Origin of the sequence: Sphaerimonospora cavernae (assembly GCF_042435035.1) — a bacterium.
GTDB classification, from domain to species: Bacteria; Actinomycetota; Actinomycetes; order Streptosporangiales; family Streptosporangiaceae; genus Sphaerimonospora; species Sphaerimonospora cavernae.
Genome location: NZ_JBHMQT010000024.1, coordinates 1 through 23,083, shown reverse-complemented (window position 1 = coordinate 23,083; position 23,083 = coordinate 1). Strand labels below are relative to the sequence as shown.

The 23,083-nt window shown below is 68.3% G+C and carries 19 protein-coding genes; 8 read left to right on the top strand and 11 right to left on the bottom strand.

Features of this window, described 5'->3' with window-relative positions:
* The first annotated feature begins 11 nt into the window (after positions 1-11).
* From ACFHYQ_RS12770 to ACFHYQ_RS12750, 5 genes are all read left to right on the top strand, one after another.
* Positions 12-827: a TauD/TfdA dioxygenase family protein gene (locus ACFHYQ_RS12770; RefSeq protein WP_394301334.1), complete on the top strand. Its 816-nt coding sequence runs from the start codon at positions 12-14 to the stop codon at positions 825-827.
* 206 nt (positions 828-1,033) lie between these two features.
* Positions 1,034-2,641, top strand: coding sequence for an ABC transporter substrate-binding protein (locus tag ACFHYQ_RS12765; RefSeq protein WP_394301333.1), 1,608 nt, complete (start codon positions 1,034-1,036; stop codon positions 2,639-2,641).
* Between the two features lie 206 nt (positions 2,642-2,847).
* Positions 2,848-4,101: a sulfotransferase family protein gene (locus ACFHYQ_RS12760; protein WP_394301332.1), complete on the top strand. Its 1,254-nt coding sequence runs from the start codon at positions 2,848-2,850 to the stop codon at positions 4,099-4,101.
* Positions 4,098-4,913 (top strand): SDR family oxidoreductase, encoded by an 816-nt coding sequence (locus ACFHYQ_RS12755; RefSeq protein ID WP_394301331.1) that lies wholly within the window; start codon positions 4,098-4,100, stop codon positions 4,911-4,913. The genes ACFHYQ_RS12760 and ACFHYQ_RS12755 overlap by 4 nt, the downstream gene beginning before the upstream one ends.
* 28 nt (positions 4,914-4,941) lie before the next feature.
* Positions 4,942-6,105 carry a sulfotransferase family protein gene (locus tag ACFHYQ_RS12750; RefSeq protein ID WP_394301330.1) on the top strand — a complete coding sequence of 388 codons (1,164 nt, stop codon included), beginning with the start codon at positions 4,942-4,944 and terminating at the stop codon, positions 6,103-6,105.
* A gap of 87 nt (positions 6,106-6,192) precedes the next feature.
* Here the strand turns inward: ACFHYQ_RS12750 and ACFHYQ_RS12745 are convergent, their stop codons facing one another.
* From ACFHYQ_RS12745 to ACFHYQ_RS12710, 8 genes are all read right to left on the bottom strand, one after another.
* On the bottom strand, positions 6,193-7,104 hold the full coding sequence (locus ACFHYQ_RS12745) for an ATP-binding cassette domain-containing protein (protein WP_394301329.1): 912 nt from the start codon (positions 7,102-7,104) through the stop codon (positions 6,193-6,195).
* A complete protein-coding gene (locus ACFHYQ_RS12740; RefSeq protein ID WP_394301328.1) occupies positions 7,101-8,123 on the bottom strand; it encodes an ABC transporter ATP-binding protein in 1,023 nt (340 codons plus the stop codon). Before ACFHYQ_RS12740 ends, ACFHYQ_RS12745 begins: the two co-directional genes overlap by 4 nt.
* A 2-nt stretch (positions 8,124-8,125) precedes the next feature.
* Positions 8,126-9,007, bottom strand: a complete 882-nt coding sequence (locus ACFHYQ_RS12735) for an ABC transporter permease (RefSeq protein WP_394301327.1) — start codon at positions 9,005-9,007, stop codon at positions 8,126-8,128.
* Entirely contained in the window at positions 9,004-9,948 is a 945-nt protein-coding gene (locus tag ACFHYQ_RS12730) for an ABC transporter permease (protein WP_394301326.1), read from the bottom strand. The genes ACFHYQ_RS12735 and ACFHYQ_RS12730 overlap by 4 nt, the downstream gene beginning before the upstream one ends.
* A 116-nt stretch (positions 9,949-10,064) precedes the next feature.
* Complete coding sequence (locus ACFHYQ_RS12725) at positions 10,065-10,919, bottom strand: IclR family transcriptional regulator (protein ID WP_394301325.1); 855 nt, start codon at positions 10,917-10,919, stop codon at positions 10,065-10,067.
* A gap of 579 nt (positions 10,920-11,498) precedes the next feature.
* Positions 11,499-12,536, bottom strand: coding sequence for a TIGR03619 family F420-dependent LLM class oxidoreductase (locus ACFHYQ_RS12720; RefSeq protein ID WP_394301324.1), 1,038 nt, complete (start codon positions 12,534-12,536; stop codon positions 11,499-11,501).
* Positions 12,537-12,628: 92 nt separating this feature from the next.
* Positions 12,629-14,251 (bottom strand): ABC transporter substrate-binding protein, encoded by a 1,623-nt coding sequence (locus tag ACFHYQ_RS12715; RefSeq protein ID WP_394301323.1) that lies wholly within the window; start codon positions 14,249-14,251, stop codon positions 12,629-12,631.
* 8 nt (positions 14,252-14,259) lie between these two features.
* A complete protein-coding gene (locus ACFHYQ_RS12710; protein WP_394301322.1) occupies positions 14,260-15,336 on the bottom strand; it encodes a DUF1214 domain-containing protein in 1,077 nt (358 codons plus the stop codon).
* A 186-nt stretch (positions 15,337-15,522) separates the two neighbouring features.
* Here ACFHYQ_RS12710 and ACFHYQ_RS12705 point away from each other — a divergent pair, with 186 nt between their 5' ends.
* The 3 genes from ACFHYQ_RS12705 to ACFHYQ_RS12695 all read left to right on the top strand — a co-directional run bounded on the left by ACFHYQ_RS12705 (position 15,523) and on the right by ACFHYQ_RS12695 (position 19,622).
* Positions 15,523-16,395 (top strand): TIGR03619 family F420-dependent LLM class oxidoreductase, encoded by an 873-nt coding sequence (locus ACFHYQ_RS12705; protein ID WP_394301321.1) that lies wholly within the window; start codon positions 15,523-15,525, stop codon positions 16,393-16,395.
* Positions 16,396-16,477: 82 nt separating this feature from the next.
* Complete coding sequence (locus ACFHYQ_RS12700; protein WP_394301320.1) at positions 16,478-18,691, top strand: arylsulfatase; 2,214 nt, start codon at positions 16,478-16,480, stop codon at positions 18,689-18,691.
* A gap of 148 nt (positions 18,692-18,839) precedes the next feature.
* Positions 18,840-19,622 carry a 3'(2'),5'-bisphosphate nucleotidase CysQ gene (locus ACFHYQ_RS12695; RefSeq protein ID WP_394301319.1) on the top strand — a complete coding sequence of 261 codons (783 nt, stop codon included), beginning with the start codon at positions 18,840-18,842 and terminating at the stop codon, positions 19,620-19,622.
* 79 nt (positions 19,623-19,701) lie between these two features.
* Here ACFHYQ_RS12695 and ACFHYQ_RS12690 read toward each other — a convergent pair whose 3' ends face one another.
* From ACFHYQ_RS12690 to cysD, 3 genes are read right to left on the bottom strand one after another with little or no spacing between them, the layout of a single operon-like run.
* A complete protein-coding gene (locus ACFHYQ_RS12690; RefSeq protein ID WP_394301318.1) occupies positions 19,702-20,451 on the bottom strand; it encodes an SDR family oxidoreductase in 750 nt (249 codons plus the stop codon).
* Between the two features lie 40 nt (positions 20,452-20,491).
* On the bottom strand, positions 20,492-21,742 hold the full coding sequence (gene cysN / locus ACFHYQ_RS12685) for a sulfate adenylyltransferase subunit CysN (RefSeq protein ID WP_394301345.1): 1,251 nt from the start codon (positions 21,740-21,742) through the stop codon (positions 20,492-20,494).
* A 41-nt stretch (positions 21,743-21,783) separates the two neighbouring features.
* Positions 21,784-22,698 carry a sulfate adenylyltransferase subunit CysD gene (gene cysD, locus ACFHYQ_RS12680; protein WP_394301317.1) on the bottom strand — a complete coding sequence of 305 codons (915 nt, stop codon included), beginning with the start codon at positions 22,696-22,698 and terminating at the stop codon, positions 21,784-21,786.
* Positions 22,699-23,083: the final 385 nt, after the last annotated feature.

The following is a 23,083-nucleotide window of genomic DNA, read 5'->3' as shown; positions in this document are numbered from 1 at the left end:
CGGAGATGGCGATGACTCAATCGGCCTTGACGGTGAAGCGGCTGACCTATGCGATCGGAGCGGAAGTCGGCGGCGTCGACCTGTCCCGCCCCCTGGACCCCGAAGTGGTGAAGGAGGTGAAGGACCTGTTCCACGAGCACCAGGTCCTCTTCTTCCGGGACCAGCACATCGACGACGCCGCGCAGCGGGACTTCGCCGCGCACTTCGGCCCGCTGCAGCACTTCGCCTTCCTGCCCCCGGTGTCGGAAGGCCTGCCCGAGGTGCACGCGATCGAGATCGACCCGTCGAAGCCCAAGACCGCCAACTCCGACATCTGGCACTCCGACGCGACGTTCCTGGCTCGTCCGCCGCTCGGTTCCCTTCTGCGGGCCGTCCAACTCCCCGCCGTGGGCGGGGACACGCTGTGGGCGTCCATGTACGCCGCCTACGACGCGCTCTCCTCCAAGGTCCAGCGACTGATCGACGACATGGCGGCGGTCCACGACTCGTCGAACTCGGCCTCGCACGCGCGCAAGGCAGCCAACGCCGACTTCCAGCCGATCACCCACCCGGTGGTCCGTACGCACCCGGTGACCGGCCGCAAGGCGCTCTTCGTCAACAAGATCTTCACCACGCGCCTGGTGGGCCTCACCGACCGGGAGAACGAGACGCTGCTGCCGATGCTGACCGACCACGTCCGCTCTCCGGACTTCCAGGTGCGCTTCCGGTGGGAGCCGGGCTCGATGGCGTTGTGGGACAACCGGTGCACCCAGCACTACGCGGTGGCGGACTACGCCGAGCGCCGCCGGATGCACCGCGTGGTCATCGACGGCGACACACCGGCGTGACCGGACCGGGTCCTGCGGCGGGAGGAAGTCAAGAGCGCCTCCGGTAGATGTCGCGCCGGTGAGTGCAAGCGCTCAGTCGTATAACGCCGAAAGGGCCGGGCGGAACGACTCCCAGTGACCGGGACGATCCGCTTGCTCTCGCGCGGTGCTTCTACTTTGACGTCCAGACCGTCGGGCCGCCGAGCCGACCAGGGAAAGGGAATGCGATGAAGCGCAACAGTAGATTGGGGCGAGCCGCGATCGGGCTCTGTGCGGCCCTGGCCGCCGGGACGCTGCTGGCCGGCTGCGGCGGAGCGAGCAGCAGTAGCAGTAGCAGCACCGCCGCGACCGGTAGTGGTGGCGGTAACACGGTCGACGGCAACGCGACCCTCGACATCGCGATTCCGGTGGCTCAGTCGCTGGACCCCCGGCAGGCGCCCGAGCCCGCCCAGCTGACGATCGCGACCTGGCCGGTCTACGACCGGCTGCTCCAGGTCGGACCGAACGCGCAGTACCTGCCGATGCTCGCCACCACGTGGGAGTTCTCCCCCGACGGCACGACGCTGACGCTGACCCTGCGCCAGGGCGTCACCTTCAGCGACGGCACGCCGTTCGACGCCGAAGCGGTCAAGGCGAACCTGGACGCCTATCAGAAGGCCGACAAGACCGGCGTCCAGGCGAACCTGGCCGACGTGGCCGGCGTCACGGTCGTCTCCGCCGACACCGTCGAACTCCAGCTGAAGAAGCCCAGCACCACGGTGCTGTCGGCGCTGGCGAGCACGCTGGGCGGGATCATGATCTCCCCCAAGGCGCTGAACAACCCCGACCTGGCCAGCCACCCGGTGGGCACCGGCGCCTACGTCATCGAGTCGTTCAAGCCTGGCCAGAGCGTGGCCTACAAGCGGCGCACCGACGAGGGCGGCATCTGGGATCCCAAGACCGGCAAACCCGCCTCGGTCACCATCAGCACCTACAGCCCCGAGGCGATGGAGAACGCCATCAAGAGCAGCCAGGTCGACGTCATCACCTGGTCGACCGGCGACAAGAAGCCGTTCCAGTCGCAGCTGGACTCGGGCCAACTGCAGGCACACGTGCTCCCCGGCGTGCTGAACATGGTGGGGGTGAACATCAAGCAGTCGGTCAAGCCCTACGACGACCTCAAGGTCCGCCAGGCGATCAACCACGCGATCAACCGGCAGGCGATCGTGGATGCCTTCCAGCCCGCCAACAAGCCCCGGGTGCAGCCGTGGCCCGAGCAGATGCCCGGCTTCGACGCCGCCCGCGAGGGGGCCTACGCCTACGACCCGGACAAGGCGAAGCAGTTGCTCGCGGAGGCCGGACACCCCGACGGCTTCGACGGCGGGGAGATGCTGGTCGCCCAGGCGGGCACGATGCCCGCAGCCGCCGAGGCGGTGCAGGCCGACCTGGCTGCGGTCGGCATCAAGATCCAGTTGCGTACCGTCGACGTGCTCACCCTGGTCACCGAGTGGGCCAAGGCGCAGAACCCGCTCGAGCTGATGTACATGACCCTGCCCTCGATCGATCCCTACTCGTGGCTGCAGCGGCTGTTCATCAACCCCGTCTGGACCCCGGCGGGCGCCGACCCGCAGATGGTCAAACTGGCCGAGGGTACCGACGACCCGTCGCTGACCGATGAGCAGCGGGCCGCCAAGGTCGGCGAGGCGATCGCCCACGCCACCGACAACGCCCTGTACGCGCCGCTGTGGCAGGGTGTCGGCGGCTACGTCGGCACCGGCAAGGTGCGCGGCCTCGACGACGTGGCCTCGGTGAACGGCGGCGTCGCCGACCTCCGGAACACCTACCTGGTCAAGTGACCTGCTGAACAGACAGTCATGGCGCCGATGGGTGCCGGGCAGCCCGACCGCTGCCCGGCACCCATCGGCCTTTCCGCGTCGGCGGGTGATGGACGACCACCGGATGGTCGTCTCCAGGTCCCGGACACCGGGACGTCGAGCCGCATCCGGGGCGGGCGGCCCTAATTTCCTCGACAAGGGAGAAAAGCCAGATAAAGGAGCTGACCGTGCCCGCCAAGGAACTGCGATTCGACGACCTGCTGAATCCCGTGCTGAACCCGGCGCAGCAGCAGATGGTGGACTTCGCGAACGCCAACCCGGTCGACTACACCGTCGACAACGTGCTGGCCGCCGCCAGGCACCAGACCGGCATTGAGGACCCGGGGCCGGAGGGCTGGCAGGAGCGCCTCCAGGTCTGGATCGACGTGCTCAACGAGCCGAACCGGACCGACCTGGCCCGGATGGCGATGTTCGGCCTTTCGGCGAAGTTCCTGGCCAACCGGATGCGGATCTACGACTTCGTCAAGCGTCACCCCGAAGTTCGCGACATCGAGATCAAGGCCCCGGTGATGGTCATGGGGCTGCCGCGCAGCGGCACCTCGCACCTGGTGAACCTGCTCGCCGCCGACTCGCGCTTCCGCGCCGCCCCCCTGTGGGAGCTCAACCAGATGGTGCCCGCACAGGGTGAGGGCCCCGGCCCCGACGGCGTCGACCCGCGGTTCAAGGCCACGGCGGAGGGCTACGAGATGGCCCAGGCGGCCAACCCGTACATCAAGGCCTGGCACCCGATGGACCCGTGGCGGATCGAGGAGGACATCGAGATCCACGCCGCGGACTTCTCCGGCTACTACCCCGAGCACCTCTGTCAGCACGCCGCCCAGTGGCGGGACTACTACCTGGCGCACGACCAGACCCCGCACTACGAGTTCCAGAAGCTGTGCATGCAGGTGATGACCTGGTTCCGTCCGCGTGAGCGGTGGGTGACCAAGTATCCCGCGCATGTCGAGTGCATCCCGGCACTGCTCAACGTCTTCCCGGACGCGATCCTGGTGGAGACCCACCGCGACCCGGTGGGAGCCGTCATCTCCAACGCCACGATGCACTCGTACATGGCCCGGACCTGGCAGAAGGAGATCGACTACCGCTTCCACCTGGACTACTGGCGGGACCTGAGCCTGCGGCTGCTCAACGCCGGCATGCGGGACCGGAAGCTGATCGAGGACCAGGTCGTCGACGTGTACTACAACCGTCTCGTCGCCGACAACTGGACCGCGGTGCAGGCGGTCTACGACAAGGCCGGGATCGAGCTCACCGACCAGGCCAGGGCCGAGATCGGCGCCTTCATCGAGAACAACAAGCAGGGCCGCGACGGCAGGGTCGTCTACGACCTGCGCGGCCACTTCGGGGTCGAGCCGGAGGAGGTCCGCGAGCCGTTCGCGGCGTACCTCGAGCGTCACCCGGTTCCGATCGAGGTCAAGTGAGCGGCATCGGAGGCACGAGCAGGCCGGCGGCGGCCGGTCTGCTCACGGGCAAGGTGGTGCTGGTCTGCGGGATCGGTCCCGGTCTGGGGCGCTCGCTGGCCGTGCGGTCGGCACAGGCCGGCGCCGACGTCGTGCTCGCCGCGCGTACGGAGTCGCGCCTGCGTGAGGTCGCCGACGAGGTCGTCGCGTTGGGGCGCAGGGCCCTGGCCGTACCGACGGACGTCGCCGACGAGTCGTCCGTGAGCAACCTGGTGAAGCGGGCCACGGAGACGTTCGGGCGGGTGGACGCCCTGCTCAACAGCGCGTTCGTCCAGCCGCCGCAGGAGCGGCTGCTCGACGCGGACCTGGACGCGATCCGCCGCTGGAACGACATCAACGTGCTGGCCTCGGTGGGACTGATCCAGAAGCTGGCCCCGACGCTGACCGAGGTGAGCGGGGCGGTGGTACTGATCAACTCGATGGTGATCCGCAACCGGCTCCCCGGCTTCGGCGCCTACCGGATGAACAAGGCCGCCCTGCTCGCCGCCGCCCGCAGTCTGTCGGTGGAACTCGGCCCCCTCGGGGTCCGGGTCAATTCGGTGGCTCCCGGTTACATCTGGGCGGAGAAAGTGCGGGGTCACTTCCGGCGTCTGGCGGACCGGCGCGGTGTGAGCGAACAGCAGGTCTACGACGAGATCACCGCCAAGGTGGACCTGCGCCGGCTGCCCACGCCCGACGAGATCGCCGACGCGGCGGTCTTCCTGGCCTCGGACATGGCCAGCGGGATCACCGGACAGTGCCTCGATGTGACCTGCGGCGAGACCCATCACTGAGCAGCCGAACCGGCAAGGAGGGAACGTGATGAGCACGACGCGCCCGGCCATCGGGACGATCGAGCAGCTCCACGAGGCGGCCGCCTCCGCCACCGGCCTCACCGACTTCGGGGAGGACGAATATCTGGACGGCCTGGCGGTCCTGCTGGACAGCTATGCCTCCGACGCGGCGCTCACCGAGCAGGGCGCCGGCTGGATCCGGTCCATGCTGCGTACGGTGCTGGAGTCGCGGCTGTACGCGCAGGAGTCCGGCAAGCGGCATCCCGAGCACGCCGACGTCGAGGTGCGGCGCCCGATCTTCGTGACCGGGCTGCCGCGCACCGGCACCACCGCGCTGCACCGGCTGCTGTGCGTGAACCCCGCCAGCCAGGGCCTGGAGCACTGGCTGACCGAGACGCCGCAGCCGCGGCCGCCCCGTGACGCCTGGCCGGACAATCCCGGCTACCGGCGGATGCAGAAGTGGATCGAGGCCCGCCACGCCGCCGACCCGGGGTTCAAGGGGATGCACTTCATGGCGCCGGACATCGTGGAGGAATGCTGGCGGGTGGAACGGCAGTCGATGCGGTCGGTCGCGTTCGAGAACACCGCTCATCTGCCGTCGTACTCCCGGTGGCTGGCCGAGCAGGGCATGGAACCGGCCTATCGGATGCACCGCCGCATGCTGCAGCTGATCGGGCTCAACGACCGGGACCGCCGGTGGGTGCTCAAGAACCCCGGCCACCTGTTCGGGCTCGACGCCCTGATGCGGACCTACCCGGACGCGCTGGTGATCCAGACCCACCGCGACCCGCGTACGATCATCGCCTCGGTCAGCAGCCTCAACGAGCGGGCCAGTGCCGGGAACTCGACCGTCTTCCGCGGCGAGGTGGTGGGCGCGGACATGCTGGAGCTGTGGGCACGCGGCGCGGAGACCTTCGCCGCGGCCAGGAAGCGCTACGACCCGGCCCAGTTCATCGACGTCCACTACGCCGACTTCGTCGCCGACGCCGTCGGCGTGGTGGAGACGATCTACGACAGGTTCGGCATCGAGCTGACCGGCGAGGTGCACGCCGCGATCGAGGCGAGCCACGCGGAGAGCAAGGTCAGCGAGCGACGCCCGGTGCACCGCTACCAGCTGGCCGACTACGGACTCACCGAGGAACAGGTCGCCGAGCGCTTCGCGGGATATCTCGCCGAGTTCGCCCGCTCCTGAGCCCGTACGCCCTGGAAATCACCCGGACAACGTCCAGAAAAGCGCTGATGGCCCGGAACCTCAGGGTTCCGGGCCATCACGCGAGTTTCAGGCGACTTCCTGGCGCAGGTCGGCGGTGCCGGTTTCCCCGTCCTGCCGGGCGAGGCCGCCGAAGCGGCGGCTTCTGGGGCTTCGGCCGGGGATCGCGGCGAGCAGTTCGCGGGTGTACTCGTGCTCGGGCTCTTCGAACACCCGGACCGCGTCTCCCTTCTCCAGCAGCTTCCCGTGACGCATCACCGCGACCTCGTCGGCGATCAGCCGTACCAGCCGCAGGTCGTGGGAGATGAACAGGTAGGAGATCCCCCGCTCCTGCTGCAGGTCGTTGAGCAGGTTGATCACCTGTGCCTGGGTGGACACGTCGAGCGCCGCCACCGGTTCGTCGCAGACGATGAACGACGGGTCGGTGATCAGAGCGCGGGCGATCGCCACCCGTTGCAGCTGCCCGCCCGACATCTCGTAGGGGAACCGCTCCATGTGGGCGTCCCCCAGGCCGACCCGGCGCACCATCGCCAGCGCCTTCTCATACCGTTCTGATCGGGAGTGGCCGCCGTGGACCAGCAGGGGCTCCACGACGGAGTCCTTGATCGGCATACGCGGGTCGAGGGACGTGTAGGGATCCTGGAAGATCATCGTCGCCTTCGCCCGCATCCTGCGCAGCTCTCCGCGGGAGAGGCCGGCGATGTCGGTGCCGAGCAGGTCGATCGAGCCGGCGTCGGGCTCGATCAGCCGTAGCACCAGCCGGCCAACGGTCGACTTCCCGGCGCCGCTCTCCCCCACCAGTCCGAGGGTCGTGCCTGGTGCGATGTCCAGGTCGACCGCGTCGACCGCGGTCAGGCGGTGCGCGTTGCGCCGGAACATCGTCGCCTTGGGCCCGTACACCTTGGTCAGTCCCCGGACCGACAGGGTCGGCGCGGCCTCCCGCGGCTCAGGGGCGGGGCCGTTGCTCGTTCGGCTGTTCAATCGGTCACTCCCGGGAGCTTGAGATCGTCGATGCGGGCGCAGCGGCTGGAGTGGGCCGGTGAGACCTGATGCAGTTCGACCGTCGTACGGCACGCCGAGTCCACCGCGTACGAGCACCGCTCCTGGAACCGGCACGTGGCCGGGAACTGGTGGGGCGGCGGCACCAGCCCGGAGATGTAGCCGAGCGGCCGGCCACGCTGGGTCGGTTCCAGCATCGACTGCAACAGGCCGCTGGTGTAGGGGTGCTTCGGCTCGTGGAACAGCGTGTCCGCGTCGGCCTCCTCGACGACCTGCCCGGCGTACATCACCGACACGCGGTCGCACATCTCGGCCACCACCCCCAGGTCGTGGGTGATCAGCAGCACGCCGATCCCCAGCTGGGCCTGCAACCGGCGGATCAGCTCCAGGACCTGGCGCTGCACGGTCACGTCCAGCGCCGTGGTCGGCTCGTCCGCGATCAGCAGCATCGGATCGCACGCCAGTGCCATCGCCAGCATCACCCGCTGGCACATGCCGCCGCTGAACTCGTGCGGATACTGCTTCACCCGGCGGGTCGCCTGGGGGATCTCGACGAGCTCGAACAGCTCCACTGTGCGCTGCAGCGCCCGCTTGCGAGACCAGCCCCGATGCCTGCGCAGCGACTCCGCCACCTGGTCGCCGACCGTGAAGGCCGGATTGAGACAGCGCCGCGGCTCCTGGAAAATCATCGCCGCCTGCACACCGCGTACTTCGGTGAGCTGACGCTCGGTCAGCGTGGAGATGGTGCGTCCCATCACCTCGACGCTCCCGCGGGTGATGCGGGCGTTGCGCGGCAGCAGCCCCATGACCGACAACGACGTGACGGTCTTGCCCGAACCCGACTCCCCCACGAGTCCGACGATCTCGTTGCGCCGGACCGTCAGGTTCACTCCGTCCACGATGGTCACCCAGCCGTGCTCGGTGCTCACCTCGACGGTCAGGTCCCTGGCTCGCATCACTGCGTCGTCGGTGTCTGCCGTGTCCGCGATCAGCGCGGTCATGGTCACCTCCCGTCCGTCGTCTGGCGCCCGAGGGCGTCGCGGAGCCCGTCACCCAGCAGGGAGAGGGCGAGGATCGTGATCGCGACCATGATGGCCGGCGGATAGATCAGATAGCTGCTGGTGGTGAGGTTCGACGAGGCCTCCTTGAGCATCAGGCCCCAGGTCGCCTGAGGCGCACGGGCGCCGAGCCCCAGGAAGGACAGGCTCGCCTCGGCGACGATCACCACGGAGGCGGAGAACGACGCCTGGACCAGCAGGGGCGGCGCGACGGCGGGAAGGATGTGCCGCCACAGGATCCGCCAACTGGTGCATCCGCTCGCCCGGGCGCTTTCGATGTAGAGCTCGCTGGACGCGGTCTGCGTCGAGGCACGCACCACGCGGTAGAAGCTCGGGATGATCACGATGGCGATGGCGAGCATCGCGTTGCTCAGCCCGGGGCCCAGGATGGCGACCACGACCACGGCGAGGATCAGCGGCGGGAGCATCATCAGGGCGTCGATGACCCGGCTGAGCAGGCTGTCGCCGATCCCGCCCCAGTAGCCTGCGACGATCCCCAGCGGCACCCCGACCACCAGCGCGATGCCCACCGCCTGCAGTGAGGCGAGCAGGTCGACCCGGGTCGCCACGATCGCCCGGCTGAGCACGTCGCGGCCGAGGGCGTCGGTGCCCAGCCAGTGCTCCGCGGAGGGAGGGGTCAGCCGCAACACAAGGGAGACCTTGTTGGGGTCGTCCGGCGCGAGCAGGTCCGCGAAGATCGCGACCAGCCCCAGCACCGCCAGCACCGCCATCGAGACGACCGCGGCCCTGTTCCGCAGCAGGCGCCTGAGCACGCGGCTCCGGCGGCGGCGCCGTTCCTTCGTCCCCACGGACTCGTGAGCTGTCATCTTGTCCTCAATCTCGGGTTGAAGTAGCCGTAGGAGGCATCAACGAGGAGGTTGACGACCGTCACCGCGACGGCCACGAGAAGAACCAACCCCTGGAGCGTCACCAGGTCACCCTTGAGCACGGAGTCGACGCTGACCGAGCCCAGCCCGGGGATGGCGAAGATGCTCTCCACGACCACCGCGCCGCCGACCATCTGGGTGACCACCAGGCCGAGCACGGTGACCACCGGAATGGCGGCGTTCTTCGCCGTGTGCTTGCCCACCACCATCGTGCGCCGCAGGCCCTTGGCTCGCGCGGTGCGGACGTAGTCCTCCTCCAGCGCGTCGACCAGGGCGCCGCGCACCTGACGCGTCAGCAGCGCCGCGGGAATGATGGCCAAAGAGAGCGCCGGCAGCGTCATGAACTCCAGCCACAGTCCCAGCCCCGCACCGAGAGTCGCGTAGCCGGTGGCCGGGAAGATCGGGTTGCTGATCGCGAGGAACAGCACGAGCAGCATGGCGGCGACAAACGGCGGGATGGCCATCAGCAGGTTCGCGATGGAGTTGGTGATCCAGTCCACGATCCCGCCCTTCTTGAGTGCCGCGATCGTGCCCAGGCCGACTCCGATCACCAGCGTGAAGATCATCGACAGCAGCACGAGGGAGGCGGTGATCGGCAGCCGGGCCATCAGGTCGGAGATGACCGACTGGTGCGTGACCGGCGAGGTGCCCAGATCCCCCTGCAGGGCGTGCAGTCCCCAGTCGAAGTAACGTTCCAGGAAAGGCCGGTCCAGCCCCAGCATGTGCCGAAGCTCGGCGAGCCGCTCGGGGGTCGGATTGTCACCTGCCAGCGCGACCGCCGGGTCGGTGGGTGACAGTTCCATCAGCACGAAGACGAGGAACGTCACCAGCACGACCGTCGGCACTGCCAGCAGCAGTCGCTTACCGATGAAGCGGATCATGAGCTCCCACCATCATTGCCACGGGAGACCGGGTCGCCCCGTCCCTGCTTTCGTCAGTCGTGCGGCGCCCTCTCGGCGACCCCAGCCCGAACGTAGGGCGCGGGGTGTGTTCGCCATCACGCCGTCTCACTGATTGGGAGTACGGCCCGGCCGCGAGGTTCGGCGCGCTCCGCCTGCCGGCGGCCCGACCGCGGCAGTTCCCCACGGGGGGTCAACGCCAGGGCGGCCCGCTGGGCGGCATGGGCCACCAGGGGAGCGACGCGTTCAAGTGGCGCATCCGCTTCGCCGCACAGCGAGATGCTGGCCACCGGCCCCTCCGGTGAGCGGATGGCGGCGGCCACGCAGGCGATTTCCGGGAAACACTCACCGCGCTCGAAGGCCAGTCCCCCGCGCACCCTGATCCGGCCCAGTTCCTGATGCAGGGCGGAGAGCCGGTGAATCGTCCTGCTGGTCATCCGTTCGATCGCGCCGCCGACCTGGACGTCGACCTGCTCCGGCTCGAGCCAGGCGAGCATGGACTTGCCCAACGCGGTGGAGTGGGCGGGGGCGCCGCCACCCACCCGGGACGGCACCTTCATGGCGAAGGGCCCGCCGACCTTGTCCAGATAGAGGACCTTGGAGTCGACCAGGACGGCGAGGTGCACCACCATTCCGGTGCGCAGGGCCAGGTTGTGCAGCGACTCCGCGGTCGCCTCCCGGAGCCGGCCGTGGCCCGCGTCCTCGCCGAAGGACAGCAGCCTGCTGCCCAGGCCGTACCCGTGGCTCGGAAACTGCCTCAGCCAGCCCAGACGCACCAGGTCCACCAGGATGCGGTGGGTCGTCGACCTCGGCAGATGCGTCCTCATGACCACGTCCTCCAGCGTGAGCCGGGACGAGTGCCCGGCGAAGCACTCCATGATCAGGGTCATCCGGTCCAACATCGACGACGGTACTTTCTGCCCCGATTCCGACACGATGGAGAGCATGGTCATTGATTCCTCCCGTCCTCCCGATGCGTTCGTTCCGCCCGGCGGCCGCGTTCCTCTCGAAACCGCCGACAGGCCAGGACTCCCGGCACCGGCCAGCGCTCGCACAGGTCACCGTCCGACGCCCCTGCCATCACGCGGATCGCACACCCTGGGCTGGTCGGGTCTGCCGAGGCCGGTAACATAACGGCTCCCTCGCGACCACGTGCTTCAAGGGCGGCGCGGACAGGGAACAACCTAACAAACGCTTGGCCGGATTACTACCCCGCAAAATGCCTTCGATAGGAATCTGAGACCCTTCGCCGGCGACCACAGATCCGGGATGTCCCACTAATGATCAGCGCCGGGTGGCGGCACGGCCAATCTCGCAATTCCTATCCGAAAAGAGGGAGAAGGGAAAGGATCAGGCCATGAATCTCATTCGATCACTTCGCGTTTCGGGAGCGGGTGGCGGTCGGCCCTGACCCAGCGCGGCAGCGCGATGCCCTGCCGACGGAGGCCGCCCCGCGTGAGCGTAGGACGGCCGGACGCGACCGCAAGCTCACAGTCCCGGCCTCCGGGACCGGTCACCACCGCTGGAACGACTCAGGTTCCCGTCGTCGCGGGGGCGACGTGTCGCATCCAGCGTTCCATCTGACTGATGAACTCGGTGACCGGAATCGGCTGTGCGGGCGTCCAGAACCGTAAGACCACGTGGTCCACGCCGGCAGATGCGTATGTCCGGACATCACTCGCCAGCTCGTCCGGTGTTCCGACGAAGTACGGGCGGCCCGTCTCCGTGATCGGCACATCAGGCCGGTAGTCGTACTCGTCCGGCAGATCCCGGTTGACCGATGCGGCGCGTCCTCCATCCCGGTCTGACAGCCGGATTCGAGCCAGCGCGGTGCTCAGGGAGAACGTGAAGGAATCACTGAGTCCGGCTGCCGCCCGTAGCCGCAGAATTTCTTCTCGGCCGTCCGTATAACGAGAAGGCGAGGGGAACAGGGGGTGCCATCCGTTGGCGTGCAGGGCCGCCCGCCGACGTGCCGCGGCTCCATTTCCTCCCGCCCACAATGGGAATGGACGCTGACGTGGATTGGGCTCGAGGTGCACATCCGTGAATTGGAGGTAATTACCCTGAAATGACAAACTGCCCGAGCTTTCCCACGCGGTTCGCAGAACGTCGAGGTACTCGGTGGTGACCGCGCCTCGTCGCTCGTATGCCGGTGTGCCGAGCGCCTCGAACTCGCCTCGGATGTAACCCACGCCGGCGCCGATGGTCAGCCTGCCACCGCTGAGTTGGTCGGCTGTCGCGACAAGTTTCGCCACGACGAGCGGGTGCCGGTACGGCAGTACGAGAACGTCGGTGCCGAAGCGCAGGCGCCTGGTCCATCCGGCACCGACGAGGCAGCACGCCAGAGCGTCGTACCAACACGGCGATGTGCCCTCGGTGGCATAAGCCGGCACGGCGATATGGTCGCTGAACCAGGCGGACTCGTAGCCCAGGTCCTCCGCGGCCTCGACCACGGCGCGGATCGCGGCGGGATCGGCGAATCTCCCATCCGCTGGGATGGATACTCCGAAGCGCATAGTGCTCCCTCTCGATCGGTGAGAGACAGCGCAGCGACTCACCGAGCAGGCCATCACGGATCTCCTGGTGGGAGAGCGCTCCCGGGTGGCGGGCAGTGGTTCGATCCAGCCCGCCACCCATGGGTCCGTGACGCCTGCTCAGCGGGTCACTGGGCCAGGTACGTGTTCCGGAGGTCGGCGACGCCGCCGTGCACCGAGGCCACATCGTCCAGGCCGCGCACCTTGCCGGTGGCCACGTAGCCACCGGAACCCTGCCACAGCGGCGCGTACAGGGCGTTGTCGGTGGCGTAGGCGACCGCCTGGCCGACCTTGGCGGCCCGCTGCTCATCGGTCAGTGACGGGTCGTCGACGCCCTCGGTCAGCTTGACCAGTTCCGGGTCGGCACCCGCCGGCCGCCACAGAGGGTTGACGAACAGCCGCTGCAGCCAGGAGTAGGCATCGATCGACGACGTGTTCATGTACATCAACTCGAGCGGGTTCGGTGCCTTGGCCCACTCGGTCACCAGGGAGTAAATGTCCATGGTGCGGACCTGGATCTTGATGCCGACCGCCGCGAGGTCGGCCTGCACCGCCTCCGCGACGGCAGAAAAGCCGGGCACCTGGGCGACCAGCATCTCCCCGCCGTCGAAGCCGTCGGGGTGGCCGGCCTGCGCGAGCAGTTCCTTGGCCTTGGCAGGGTCATAGGGGTAGGCGCCTTCGCGGGCGGCGTCGAAGCCGGGCAGCTGCTCGGGCCACGGCTGGACCCGGGGCCTGTTGGCCGGCTGCAACGCCTCCACGATCGCCTGCCGGTTGATCGCGTGGTTGATCGCCTGGCGGACCTTGACGTCGTCGTACGGTTTGACCGACGGCTTGATGTTCAGGCCCACCGTGTTCGTGGACTGGGTGAGCACGTGTGCCTGCAACTGGCCCGAGTCCAGCTGCGACTGGAACGGCTTCTTGTCTCCGGCCGACCAGGTGATGACGTCGGCCTGGCCGCTCTTGACCGCGTTCTCCATCGCCTCCGAGCTGCTGTAGCTGGTGATGGCGACCTCGGCGGGCTTGCCGGTCTTGGGATCCCAGATGCCGCCCTCGTCGGTCCGTCGCTTGTAGACCACACTCTGGCCGGGCTTGAACGACTCGATGACGTAGGCGCCGGTGCCGACCGGGTGGCCGGCCAGGTCAGGACTGTTCAGCGCCTTCGGCGAGACCATGATCCCGCTCAGCGTGCTCGACAGCGCCGACAGCACCGTGGTGCTGGCCTTCTTCAGCTGGAGCTCGACGGTGTCGGCGGAGACGACCGTGACGCCGGCCACGTCGGCCAGGCTCGCCTGCACGGCCGTCTTGTCGGCCTTCTGATAGGCGTCCAGGTTCGCCTTGACCGCCTCGGCGTCGAACGGCGTGCCGTCGCTGAAGGTGACGCCCTGGCGCAGCGTCAGCGTCAGCGTCGTGCCGTCGGGGGAGAACTCCCATTTGGTGGCGAGCATCGGCTGATATCGCGCGTCCGGGCCGACCTGGATCAACCGGTCGTAGACCGGCCAGGCCGAGATCAGCAGCTGGCCGGGCTCCGGTGCCTGCCGGGGGTCCAGCGACTGGGCCACCGGCATGGCGATGTCGAGGGTCGCGTTGCCGTCGACCGTGTCACCACCGGTGTTACCGCTGGTCGCGGCGGCACTGCTACCGCCGCTGCTGCTGCTCGCTCCGCCGCAGCCGGCCAGCAGCGTCCCGGTGGCCAGGGCCGCGCATACCGCGATCACCACTCGCCCCCGAGACGATCTACTGTTGCGCTTCATCCAATTCCTCAGATCTTGATGACTTTGCAGGTCGGGAGGGGGTGGTGGTCGGCCTTGACCCAGCGGAGCAGCGCGGTGCCCTGCCGGTGGAAGCCGGTGGAGATCCAGTTCCCGAAGCCCGGGTCCTTGGCCGAGACCACGATCGTCAGGGTGCCGTCGGGGTTGAGCTTTCCGGTGTGGTTGTTGATGTAGGTGTTCATCCGGTCGTGGTCCAGGGACTCCATCCACCAGTTCTGTAGGACGAAGTTCCAGTACTCGCAGTCGGGCACCTCGGTCTCGATCACCCACGCCTCGTCCTCGGCCAGGTCCCAGTAGCCGTGGATGTAGAAGATGGTCGGGTCGCCGCCGGCCTGCTGGAAGAAGTCCTGGCCCCAGTCGGGCAGCTCGTTGGGCCGCGCCATGAACATCTTCGTCCAGGTCGAGAACGTCTGAGCCGTACCCCGCACGAACGCGGTGACCAGGTCCAACTGCCGAGCGAAGCGGTCGGGATCCAGCGGCGCCGGACGCGGCTCCTCATCGATCAGCTCGATGGCGACCTCGGCGGGAATCTCGCTCGAGCGGTCCTGGAACGACTGGCGACCGGTGATGTTGGTGGTGTCGTCGGCCAGCGGCAGCCAGGCGCCGCTTTCGGGCCGGTCCTTGCTCGCGATGAAGCTGAACCGCCCGTCGGCGTCGACCGGGATGTCGTCGCCGTGCAGCTCACCGGTCGAGGCCATGGTCCCGTCGATGTGATAGCGGTTGGCCTTCGACCCGAAAGTCAGTAACGGGACCGTGCCGCGGGTTCCGCTGATCCGGTACCGGTACTTCCCGGACACGTTGGCGCGCATGTAGATGTTGTCGGGGTTGTCCGCGCCGATCTTGCACTTCATGTGCGGGTCCAGCGCGTTGGTGAACTGGGGGTAGAACGGGTCGGAGTACTCGATCGAGTTGATCGATGCGTACCGCAGCAGCCGGATCAGATAGCGGACGCCCTCGGCCTGGTTGAACGGGTCCTGCGGAGCGGCCTCGTCGATCAGCGTCCGGCCGGCCTCCCGCAACCGGTCGCAGAACTCATCCCACATGTGGTTCGCGTCGTTCGTGCCCACTCGGCACCTCCACCTCTCGCGCGGTTTGGGCGAGCGTAGGGCGGCCGGACACGATCACAGATGACCATCCCAGCCTCCGAGACCGGCCAGGCCGGTCATCGCCGTCTCGCTCAACGGGATGTCCGCGCCCGGCGGACGCCCCACTGCCTACGTTGAGGCCACCCGAACCATGGAGCTGACTGACACATGAAGTGGGCGCTGTCGGGGGCGATGCTCCCCGCCGAGGAACTGCTGCAACTGGCGCCGGCTGCCGAGGAGGCCGGCTACCACAGCATCGGGATGCCGGACTCGGTGTTCTTCCCCGAACACGTCTCGGCGGACTATCCCTACACGGCCGACGGCAAACGGATGTGGAAGGCCGAGACGCCGATGCCGGACCCGTTCATCGCGATGGCCGCGATGGCGGCGGTCACCGAACGGCTGCACTTCTCCACCAACGTGCTCAAGCTGCCGCTGCGTGACCCCTTGCTGACGGCCAAGCAGGTCGCCACGCTCGCGGTGCTGTCACGCGATCGCGTGGCGCTCGGGGTCGGGCTGTCGTGGATCCCCGAGGAGTTCACCTTCACCCGCACCGACATGCGCACCCGCGGCGCGCGCACCGACGAGGCAGTCGAGATCATCAAGGCGGTCTGCGCCGGGAACGGCCCCGAGTGGGTGGAATACCACGGCAAGCACTACGACTTCGACCGGCTGATGATCAGCCCGGCTCCGGATCGTCCGGTGCCGGTCCACATCGGCGGTCACAGCGAGCCGGGGCTGCGGCGGGCGGCCCGCATCGGCGACGGCTGGATCTCGGTGAACACCACCGCGGAACAACTCCGCGAGGCCATCGGGCGGCTCACCGCGCTGCGCGCGGAGTACGGCCGCGCCGACGTCCCGTTCGAGATCGACGTCTCGCCCACGAACGTCCGCGGCATCGACGGCTACCGCGCGCTCGAAGAGGCCGGGGTCACCGTGTGCCGGGTGGTGCCCTGGCGGATGTACGACGAGAAGCCGACCCCCGAGGGAAGGCTGGCCTCGCTGCGCCGGTTCGCCGACGAGGTCATCGCCAACTACTGAGCTGTATGTACCCAGCCGAGCATGACCTCCCCCTGCTGCCGCCTTGGCGGCCATCGAGCCGAAGAGTGTAAGGAGTGCACACATGCCCCATCGCTCCCCGGAGCCCGACAGTCCAGACCTGTCGATGCCTCATGCCCCGGAGGGTGCCCCCAACGTCGTGCTCGTGCTCCTCGACGACGTCGGTTTCGGCGCCTCGGCCCCGTTCGGGGGACCGGTGGAGACACCGGCCATCGAAGAGCTGGCAAGGGAGGGGTTGCGCTACAACCGCTTCCACACCACGGCGATCTGTTCGCCCACCCGGGCCTCGCTGCTGACCGGGCGGGACGCGCACGTGGCCGGCGTCGGCACGGTCATGAACTCCGCCAACAAATATCCGGGCTACCAGGGCATTCTGCGCGACAGCACGGCGACCATCGCCACCGTCCTGCGGAAGAACGGGTACAGCACCGCCTGCTTCGGCAAGTGGCACCTGGCTCCCCCGTGGGAGACCTCGCAGGTGGGACCGTTCGATCGCTGGCCCACCGGCCGCGGCTTCGACACGTTCTACGGGTTCCTCGGCGGTGAGACCCACCAGTACGAGCCGACGCTGTACCAGGGCACCACGCCGGTCGCCCGGCCCGACGGCGACGACTACCACCTCACCGAGGACCTGGTGGACCGCTCGATCGAGTGGATCCGGATGCAGAACTCACTGGCTCCCGACCGCCCGTTCCTGCTCTACCTGGCGCCCGGCGCCACCCACGCGCCACTGCACGTCCCCAGTGTGTGGAGCGAGAAGTACCGCGGGCGGTTCGCCCAGGGCTGGGACACCGTACGGCAGGAGATCCTGGACCGCCAGAAGGCGCTCGGCGTCGTACCCGAGGACACCGAGCTGACCCCCCGTCCCGACGAGCTGCCGGCCTGGGACACGCTCAGCGACGACGAGAAGCGGGTCGCCGAGCGGTTGATGGAGGTGTACGCGGGCTTCCTGGAGCACACCGACGTCCAGATCTCCCGGCTGATCGCCGCGCTGAAGGAGAGCGGGCAGTTCGACAACACGCTGTTCGTCTACGTCGTCGGCGACAACGGCAGCAGCGCCGAGGCCGGGATGAAGGGAAGCATCAACTACTTCGGCGCCCTGCAGGGCATGCAGGAGCCGATCGAGGTCCAGATCGAACGGCTCGACGAGATCGGCGGCAAGCAGTCCTACCCGCAGTACCCGGCGGGCTGGGCCTGGGCGATGACGGCGCCGTTCCAGTGGGTCAAGCAGGTGGCCTCGCACTTCGGCGGCACCCGCAACCCGATGGTGGTCTCCTGGCCCGCCGGGATCAGGGACACCGGCGGCCTGCGCAGCCAGTTCTCCCACGTCAACGACATCGTGCCCACCATCCTCGACGTGGCGGGGATCGAACCGCCCGCGGTGGTCGACGGGGTGGAGCAGGCGCCGATGGACGGCACCAGCCTGGTCTACAGCTTCGCCGACGCCGACGCCCCGGAGCGGCACACCACGCAGTACTTCGAGGTGTTCGGGCACCGCTCGATCTACCACGACGGCTGGATCGCGTCGGCGTTCCACCGCGCGGGCATGCCCTGGACGGTCGGGCTGCCGCCCGTCGACGCGCCCTTCGAGGGCGACGTCTGGGAGCTGTACGACACCCGTCGGGACTTCAGCCAGGCGCGCGATCTGGCGGAGTCGGAGCCGGAGCGGCTCGCCGAGCTCCAGGAGTTGTTCGCCAAGGAGGCGGCCCGGGTGGACATCCAGCCGCTGCGCGACGCGCGGGCGCATCGTACGCCGATGCCGAACCTGGCCACCGGCCGGGACCGCTTCACCTACTACCGGGGGGCCGTGGGCACCCCGGAGACCAACGCGCCGCCGCTGCGCGGGCGGTCGTGGACCATGCGCGCGCACATCGACGTGCCCGACGGCGGCGCCCGCGGCGTGCTGGCCTCCATGGGAGGCGACAACGCGGGCTGGGCGCTGTACCTGACGCAGGACGGCCGGCCCGAGTTCGTCTACCGGGCGTTCGAGGCCGGTCGGGTCCACCTGGCCGGTTCGGCGGCCGTCCCCACCGGCCGCCACGTCCTGGAGGTCGACCTGGCCTACGACGGTGGTGGCCCCGGCAGGGGAGCCCAGATCACGCTGCGTCTCGACGGCGCCGAGCTGGGCAGCGACCGGACCCCGCGCACACCTCGTGGTTTCTTCTCGATCGACGAGACCTTCGACGTCGGCGCGACCTCGGGATCGCCGGTCGGGAACTACCCGCACGTGTACCCGTTCGAGGGCGGCCTGGACCGCGTCGAATTCGAGGTTCACTGAGGGTTCAAGGTTCACTGAGGGTTCTAAGTTCACTGAGGGTTCTAAGTTCACTGAGGGTTCTAAGTTCACTGGGAGCCGGGCGGGGCCGGGTCGTACGGCCCGGCCCTGCCCGCGACAATCGACACGACAATCACATGTTTGGACGACCATGAATTCCGACGACGCCCTTCCCGTCTACGAGGAGGCGACCCCCGACGACGGGGCGTTCGCCCGCTGGGTCGCGACCAAGGCGGGAGAGCTCCTGCTGCGCGTGCGCGAGCAGGACCTGGCGAGCGACAAGCTCAAGGAGCAGGGTGACCGCGCGTCGCACGAGTTCCTGATGCGGGCCATCACCGAGTACCGCCCCGGTGACGCGATCCTGAGTGAGGAGGGGAAGGACGACAAGGCGCGGCTGACGGCGAAACGAGTCTGGATCGTCGACCCGGTCGACGGGACGAGGGAGTTCAGCGAGCCGCCGCGCACCGACTGGGCGGTCCACGTGGCGTTGTGGGCCGACGGCGAGCTGGTCACGGGCGCCGTCGCGCTGCCGGGGCTCGGCGAGACCTTCGGCGCCGACATACCGCCGGTGGTCGCGGCGCCGGTCGATGGGCCCCCGAGGCTCGCGGTGAGCCGGACGAGGCCGCCGCAGTTCGTGAACGCGTTGGCGGAGGAGATCGGCGCCACCCTGGTGCCGATGGGATCGGCGGGCGCGAAGGTCATCTCGGTCGTCCGCGGCGTCACCGACGCCTACGTTCACGCGGGCGGGCAGTACGAATGGGACTCGGCGGCCCCCGTCGCCGTCGCCCGGGCCGCCGGCCTGCACACGAGCCGGGTGGACGGCTCCGAGCTCCGCTACAACCAGGACGATGTGCTCCTTCCCGACCTGCTGGTGTGCCGGCCGGAACTGGCCGCGCGGATCCTGGACTTCGTGAAGAGATACACCGCGGGCTGACCGCCGGCTGACAAACGAAAGGGCCCAGGTCGGGAAACCGACCTGGGCCCTTTCGTTGGGAATCAGAAGCCGCTGGGGATCAGAAGCCCGCGCCCGCGGTCATGCCGCCGTCGATCAGGAACTCCGCCCCGGTGCAGTAGCTCGACTCGTCGCAGGCGAGGAAGAGCACCAGGTTGCTGACCTCCGACGCCCGCGCGTAGCGGGGAATCGGGATGCGTGCCATCGGGCCGACCGTGATGTCCTGCACGTCGTCGTCGCCCTTGCCCAGCATCGGGGTCGCCACGCCCCCCGGGTGCACCGAGTTGACCCGGATCTTCTTCGGCGCCAGCTCGATGGCGGCGGACTTGGTCAGGCCCGTCACCCCGAACTTGCTGGAGGAGTAGCCGGTCAGCCGGTCCCCGCCGACGATTCCGTTGATCGAGGAGATGTTGACGATCGACCCTCCCTCGCCCATCGCCGCGCTGCCGTACTTCAGCCCCAGCCACTGTGAGACGAGGTTGACGTCCAGGATCCGGCGGTAGTCCTCGACGGTCATCTCCTCGATCGACCCGAAGCCCAGGATTCCGGCGTTGTTGACCAGCACGTGCAGTCCGCCGAAGGTGGTGGTGGCCACGCCGACGACGGCCTCCCAGCCTTCCACCGAGGTGGCGTCGTGCGGGACGAACCGGCAGCCGTCGCCGAGCTCCTTCTCCAGCGCCCGGCCCTCGTCCTCCAGGATGTCCCCGAAGACCACCTTGGCGCCTTCCGCCACGAAGGCGCGCACGTGAGAGGCGCCCATGCCGCGGGCGCCACCGGTGATCAACGCGACCTTTCCGTCAAGCCTGCCCATCGATTCTCCTCACTGTCCTCACGCGACCGTCACGCTGCTCTCACGCGACGTCGTTGATCATTCCTGCGCCGACCGTGACTCCGGTGACCTCGTCGACGAGGATGAAGGACCCCGTGGTCCGGTTCCTCGCGTACGGGTCGCAGAGCAGGGGCACGGTGGTGCGCAGCCGGACCCGGCCGATCTCGTTCAGTGCGAGCTCTCCGACGTCGGAATCGCGGTGCAGCGTGTTGATGTCGAGACGATATTGGATGTCCTTGACCAGGGCCCGGGCCGTCCGGGTGGTGTGCTTGATGGCGAGCTTCTGCCCCTGCCGCAGCGGGGCGTTGGTCATCCAGCAGACCATGGCGTCGATGTCCTGGCTCGGCTTCGGCGCGTTGTTGACCCGGGCGATCATGTCCCCGCGGGACACGTCGATGTCGTCGGTCAACCGGACCGTCACGCTCATCGGGGGGAACGCCTCGGCGATCTCGCGGTCGAACAGCTCGATCGAGGCGATCTTCGAGGTGAACCCGCTCGGCAGCACGGTCACCTCGTCGCCCGGCTTCATCACGCCGCCGGCGAGCTGGCCGGCGTAGCCGCGGAAGTCGTGGAAGTCGTCGGACTTGGGGCGGATGACGTACTGCACCGGCAGCCGGGCGGAGACCAGGTCACGGTCGGAGGCCACGTGCACGTTCTCGAGGTGATGCATCAGCGAGGGGCCCTCGTACCAGGGCATGTTCTCGCTGCGCGACACCACGTTGTCACCCTTGAGCGCCGAGATCGGAATCATCGTCAGATCAGGGATGTTCAGCTTGGTGGCGAACGCGGTGAACTCGGCGTGGATCCGGGTGAAGGTGGCCTCGTCGTAGTCGACCAGGTCCATCTTGTTGACGGCCAGCACGAGGTGCGGCACCCGCAGCAGCGACAGCAGCACGGCGTGCCGGCGGGACTGCTCGGAAAGGCCCTTGCGGGCGTCGACCAGCACCAGGCCGAGGTCGGCGGTGGAAGCGCCGGTGACCATGTTGCGGGTGTACTGCACATGCCCGGGGGTGTCGGCGATGATGAACTTCCGCTTCGGCGTGGCGAAGTAGCGGTAGGCCACGTCGATCGTGATCCCCTGCTCACGCTCCGAGCGCAGCCCGTCGGTCAGCAGGGCGAGGTCGGTGTACTCGTAGCCGCGCCCCTCGCTGACGGCCTCCACGGCCTCCAACTGGTCCTCGAAGATCGCCTTGGAGTCGTAGAGCAGCCGGCCGATCAGCGTCGACTTGCCGTCGTCCACGCTCCCGGCGGTGGCGAACCGCAGCAGGTCCATTCCGGTGCCCACCGCCTCGGGAGCGGTGTTCGGGGTGGTCATCAGAAGTAGCCCTCCTTCTTCCGGTCCTCCATCGCGGCTTCGCTGAACCGGTCGTCGCCGCGGGTCGCGCCCCGCTCGGTCACCCGGGCCACCGAGATCTCCTCGATGATCTTCTCTACGTTGTCCGCGTCCGACTCGACGCAGCCGGTCAGCGTCATGTCGCCGACCGTGCGGAAGCGCACCCGGCGCCTCTCGATCTTCTCCCCGTTCCTCGGCCGCACGGCGTGCGACGCCGACAGCAGCATCCCGTCCCTGGCGATCACGTTGCGGTCGTGCGCGTAGTAGATCGTGGGGATGTCGATCCGCTCGCGGGCGATGTAGTGCCAGACGTCCAACTCGGTCCAGTTCGACAGCGGGAAGATCCGCATGTGCTCACCCGGGCGGATCCGTCCGTTGTAGAGGTTCCACAACTCCGGGCGCTGGTTCTTCGGGTCCCACTGGCCGAACTCGTCTCGGTGGGAGTAGATCCGCTCCTTGGCGCGCGCCTTCTCCTCGTCACGGCGGCCACCGCCGAACGCCGCGGTGAACCCGTTCTCCTCGATGGCGTTCAGCAGCGTCCCGATCTGCAGCCGGTTCCGGCTCGTCCTGCCGTCATCGACCACGATCCCCCGCCTGATCGCCTCATCCACCGAGGCCACCACGAGGCGGGCGCCGAGACGCGCCACCCATCTGTCCCGCGCCTCAAGCACCTCCGGGAAGTCGAACCCGGTGTCGACCTGAAGGATCGGAAACGGCAGTTTCGCCGGGTAGAAAGCCTTCTCCGCCAGCCGGAGCATCACGATCGAGTCCTTGCCACCCGAACACATCAGCACCGGCTTCTCGAACTCCGCGGCAACCTCGCGGAAAATGTGAATCGACTCCGCCTCCAGCTGATCCAACTGGCTCAGGCGATACTCCATTTGCATGGTCGTCATCTGCTGCGGCCTCTCTCGTCACAGGCCCGGCGGGCGTGGCCCACGACGTCCTCATGCCGCATCGCATCTTCACAGCGCCCGATGGCCGCGATAACGACGATTACGGGGTGGCTGTCGTGGCGCCTGTCCTGGCCGGCTAACGGGTCCAACCTGGTCCGTGCCACAGACGCTAATTCCGGGCGGCCGGATGCCCGTGTGCCGTCCCAATGACTGGGACAAAGGCAGAGATCACACGCATCGGGACGCACACTCGCAGCCCGAGGGAGACACGCCTCACAGCGCTGCCGCTCAGCGAGCACCGACAGAACCACTGAACTAGCACTACGGAGCGTCATGAACCGGTTCGAAGGTAAGAATGTTCTGATCACGGGCGCGTCCGCCGGCA

Bases quoted from the DNA above. Each gene is read 5' to 3' on its own strand.
- ACFHYQ_RS12770 (WP_394301334.1), top strand. From the start codon at position 12: ATGACTCAATCGGCCTTGACGGTGAAGCGGCTGACCTATGCGATCGGA.
- ACFHYQ_RS12765 (WP_394301333.1), top strand. From the start codon at position 1,034: ATGAAGCGCAACAGTAGATTGGGGCGAGCCGCGATCGGGCTCTGTGCG.
- ACFHYQ_RS12750 (WP_394301330.1), top strand. From the start codon at position 4,942: ATGAGCACGACGCGCCCGGCCATCGGGACGATCGAGCAGCTCCACGAG.
- ACFHYQ_RS12740 (WP_394301328.1), bottom strand. From the start codon at position 8,123: ATGACCGCGCTGATCGCGGACACGGCAGACACCGACGACGCAGTGATG.
- ACFHYQ_RS12735 (WP_394301327.1), bottom strand. From the start codon at position 9,007: ATGACAGCTCACGAGTCCGTGGGGACGAAGGAACGGCGCCGCCGCCGG.
- ACFHYQ_RS12730 (WP_394301326.1), bottom strand. From the start codon at position 9,948: ATGATCCGCTTCATCGGTAAGCGACTGCTGCTGGCAGTGCCGACGGTC.
- ACFHYQ_RS12725 (WP_394301325.1), bottom strand. From the start codon at position 10,919: ATGACCATGCTCTCCATCGTGTCGGAATCGGGGCAGAAAGTACCGTCG.
- ACFHYQ_RS12720 (WP_394301324.1), bottom strand. From the start codon at position 12,536: ATGGCCTGCTCGGTGAGTCGCTGCGCTGTCTCTCACCGATCGAGAGGG.
- ACFHYQ_RS12715 (WP_394301323.1), bottom strand. From the start codon at position 14,251: ATGAAGCGCAACAGTAGATCGTCTCGGGGGCGAGTGGTGATCGCGGTA.
- ACFHYQ_RS12705 (WP_394301321.1), top strand. From the start codon at position 15,523: ATGAAGTGGGCGCTGTCGGGGGCGATGCTCCCCGCCGAGGAACTGCTG.
- ACFHYQ_RS12700 (WP_394301320.1), top strand. From the start codon at position 16,478: ATGCCCCATCGCTCCCCGGAGCCCGACAGTCCAGACCTGTCGATGCCT.
- ACFHYQ_RS12695 (WP_394301319.1), top strand. From the start codon at position 18,840: ATGAATTCCGACGACGCCCTTCCCGTCTACGAGGAGGCGACCCCCGAC.
- ACFHYQ_RS12690 (WP_394301318.1), bottom strand. From the start codon at position 20,451: ATGGGCAGGCTTGACGGAAAGGTCGCGTTGATCACCGGTGGCGCCCGC.
- cysN (WP_394301345.1), bottom strand. From the start codon at position 21,742: ATGGACCTGCTGCGGTTCGCCACCGCCGGGAGCGTGGACGACGGCAAG.
- cysD (WP_394301317.1), bottom strand. From the start codon at position 22,698: ATGACGACCATGCAAATGGAGTATCGCCTGAGCCAGTTGGATCAGCTG.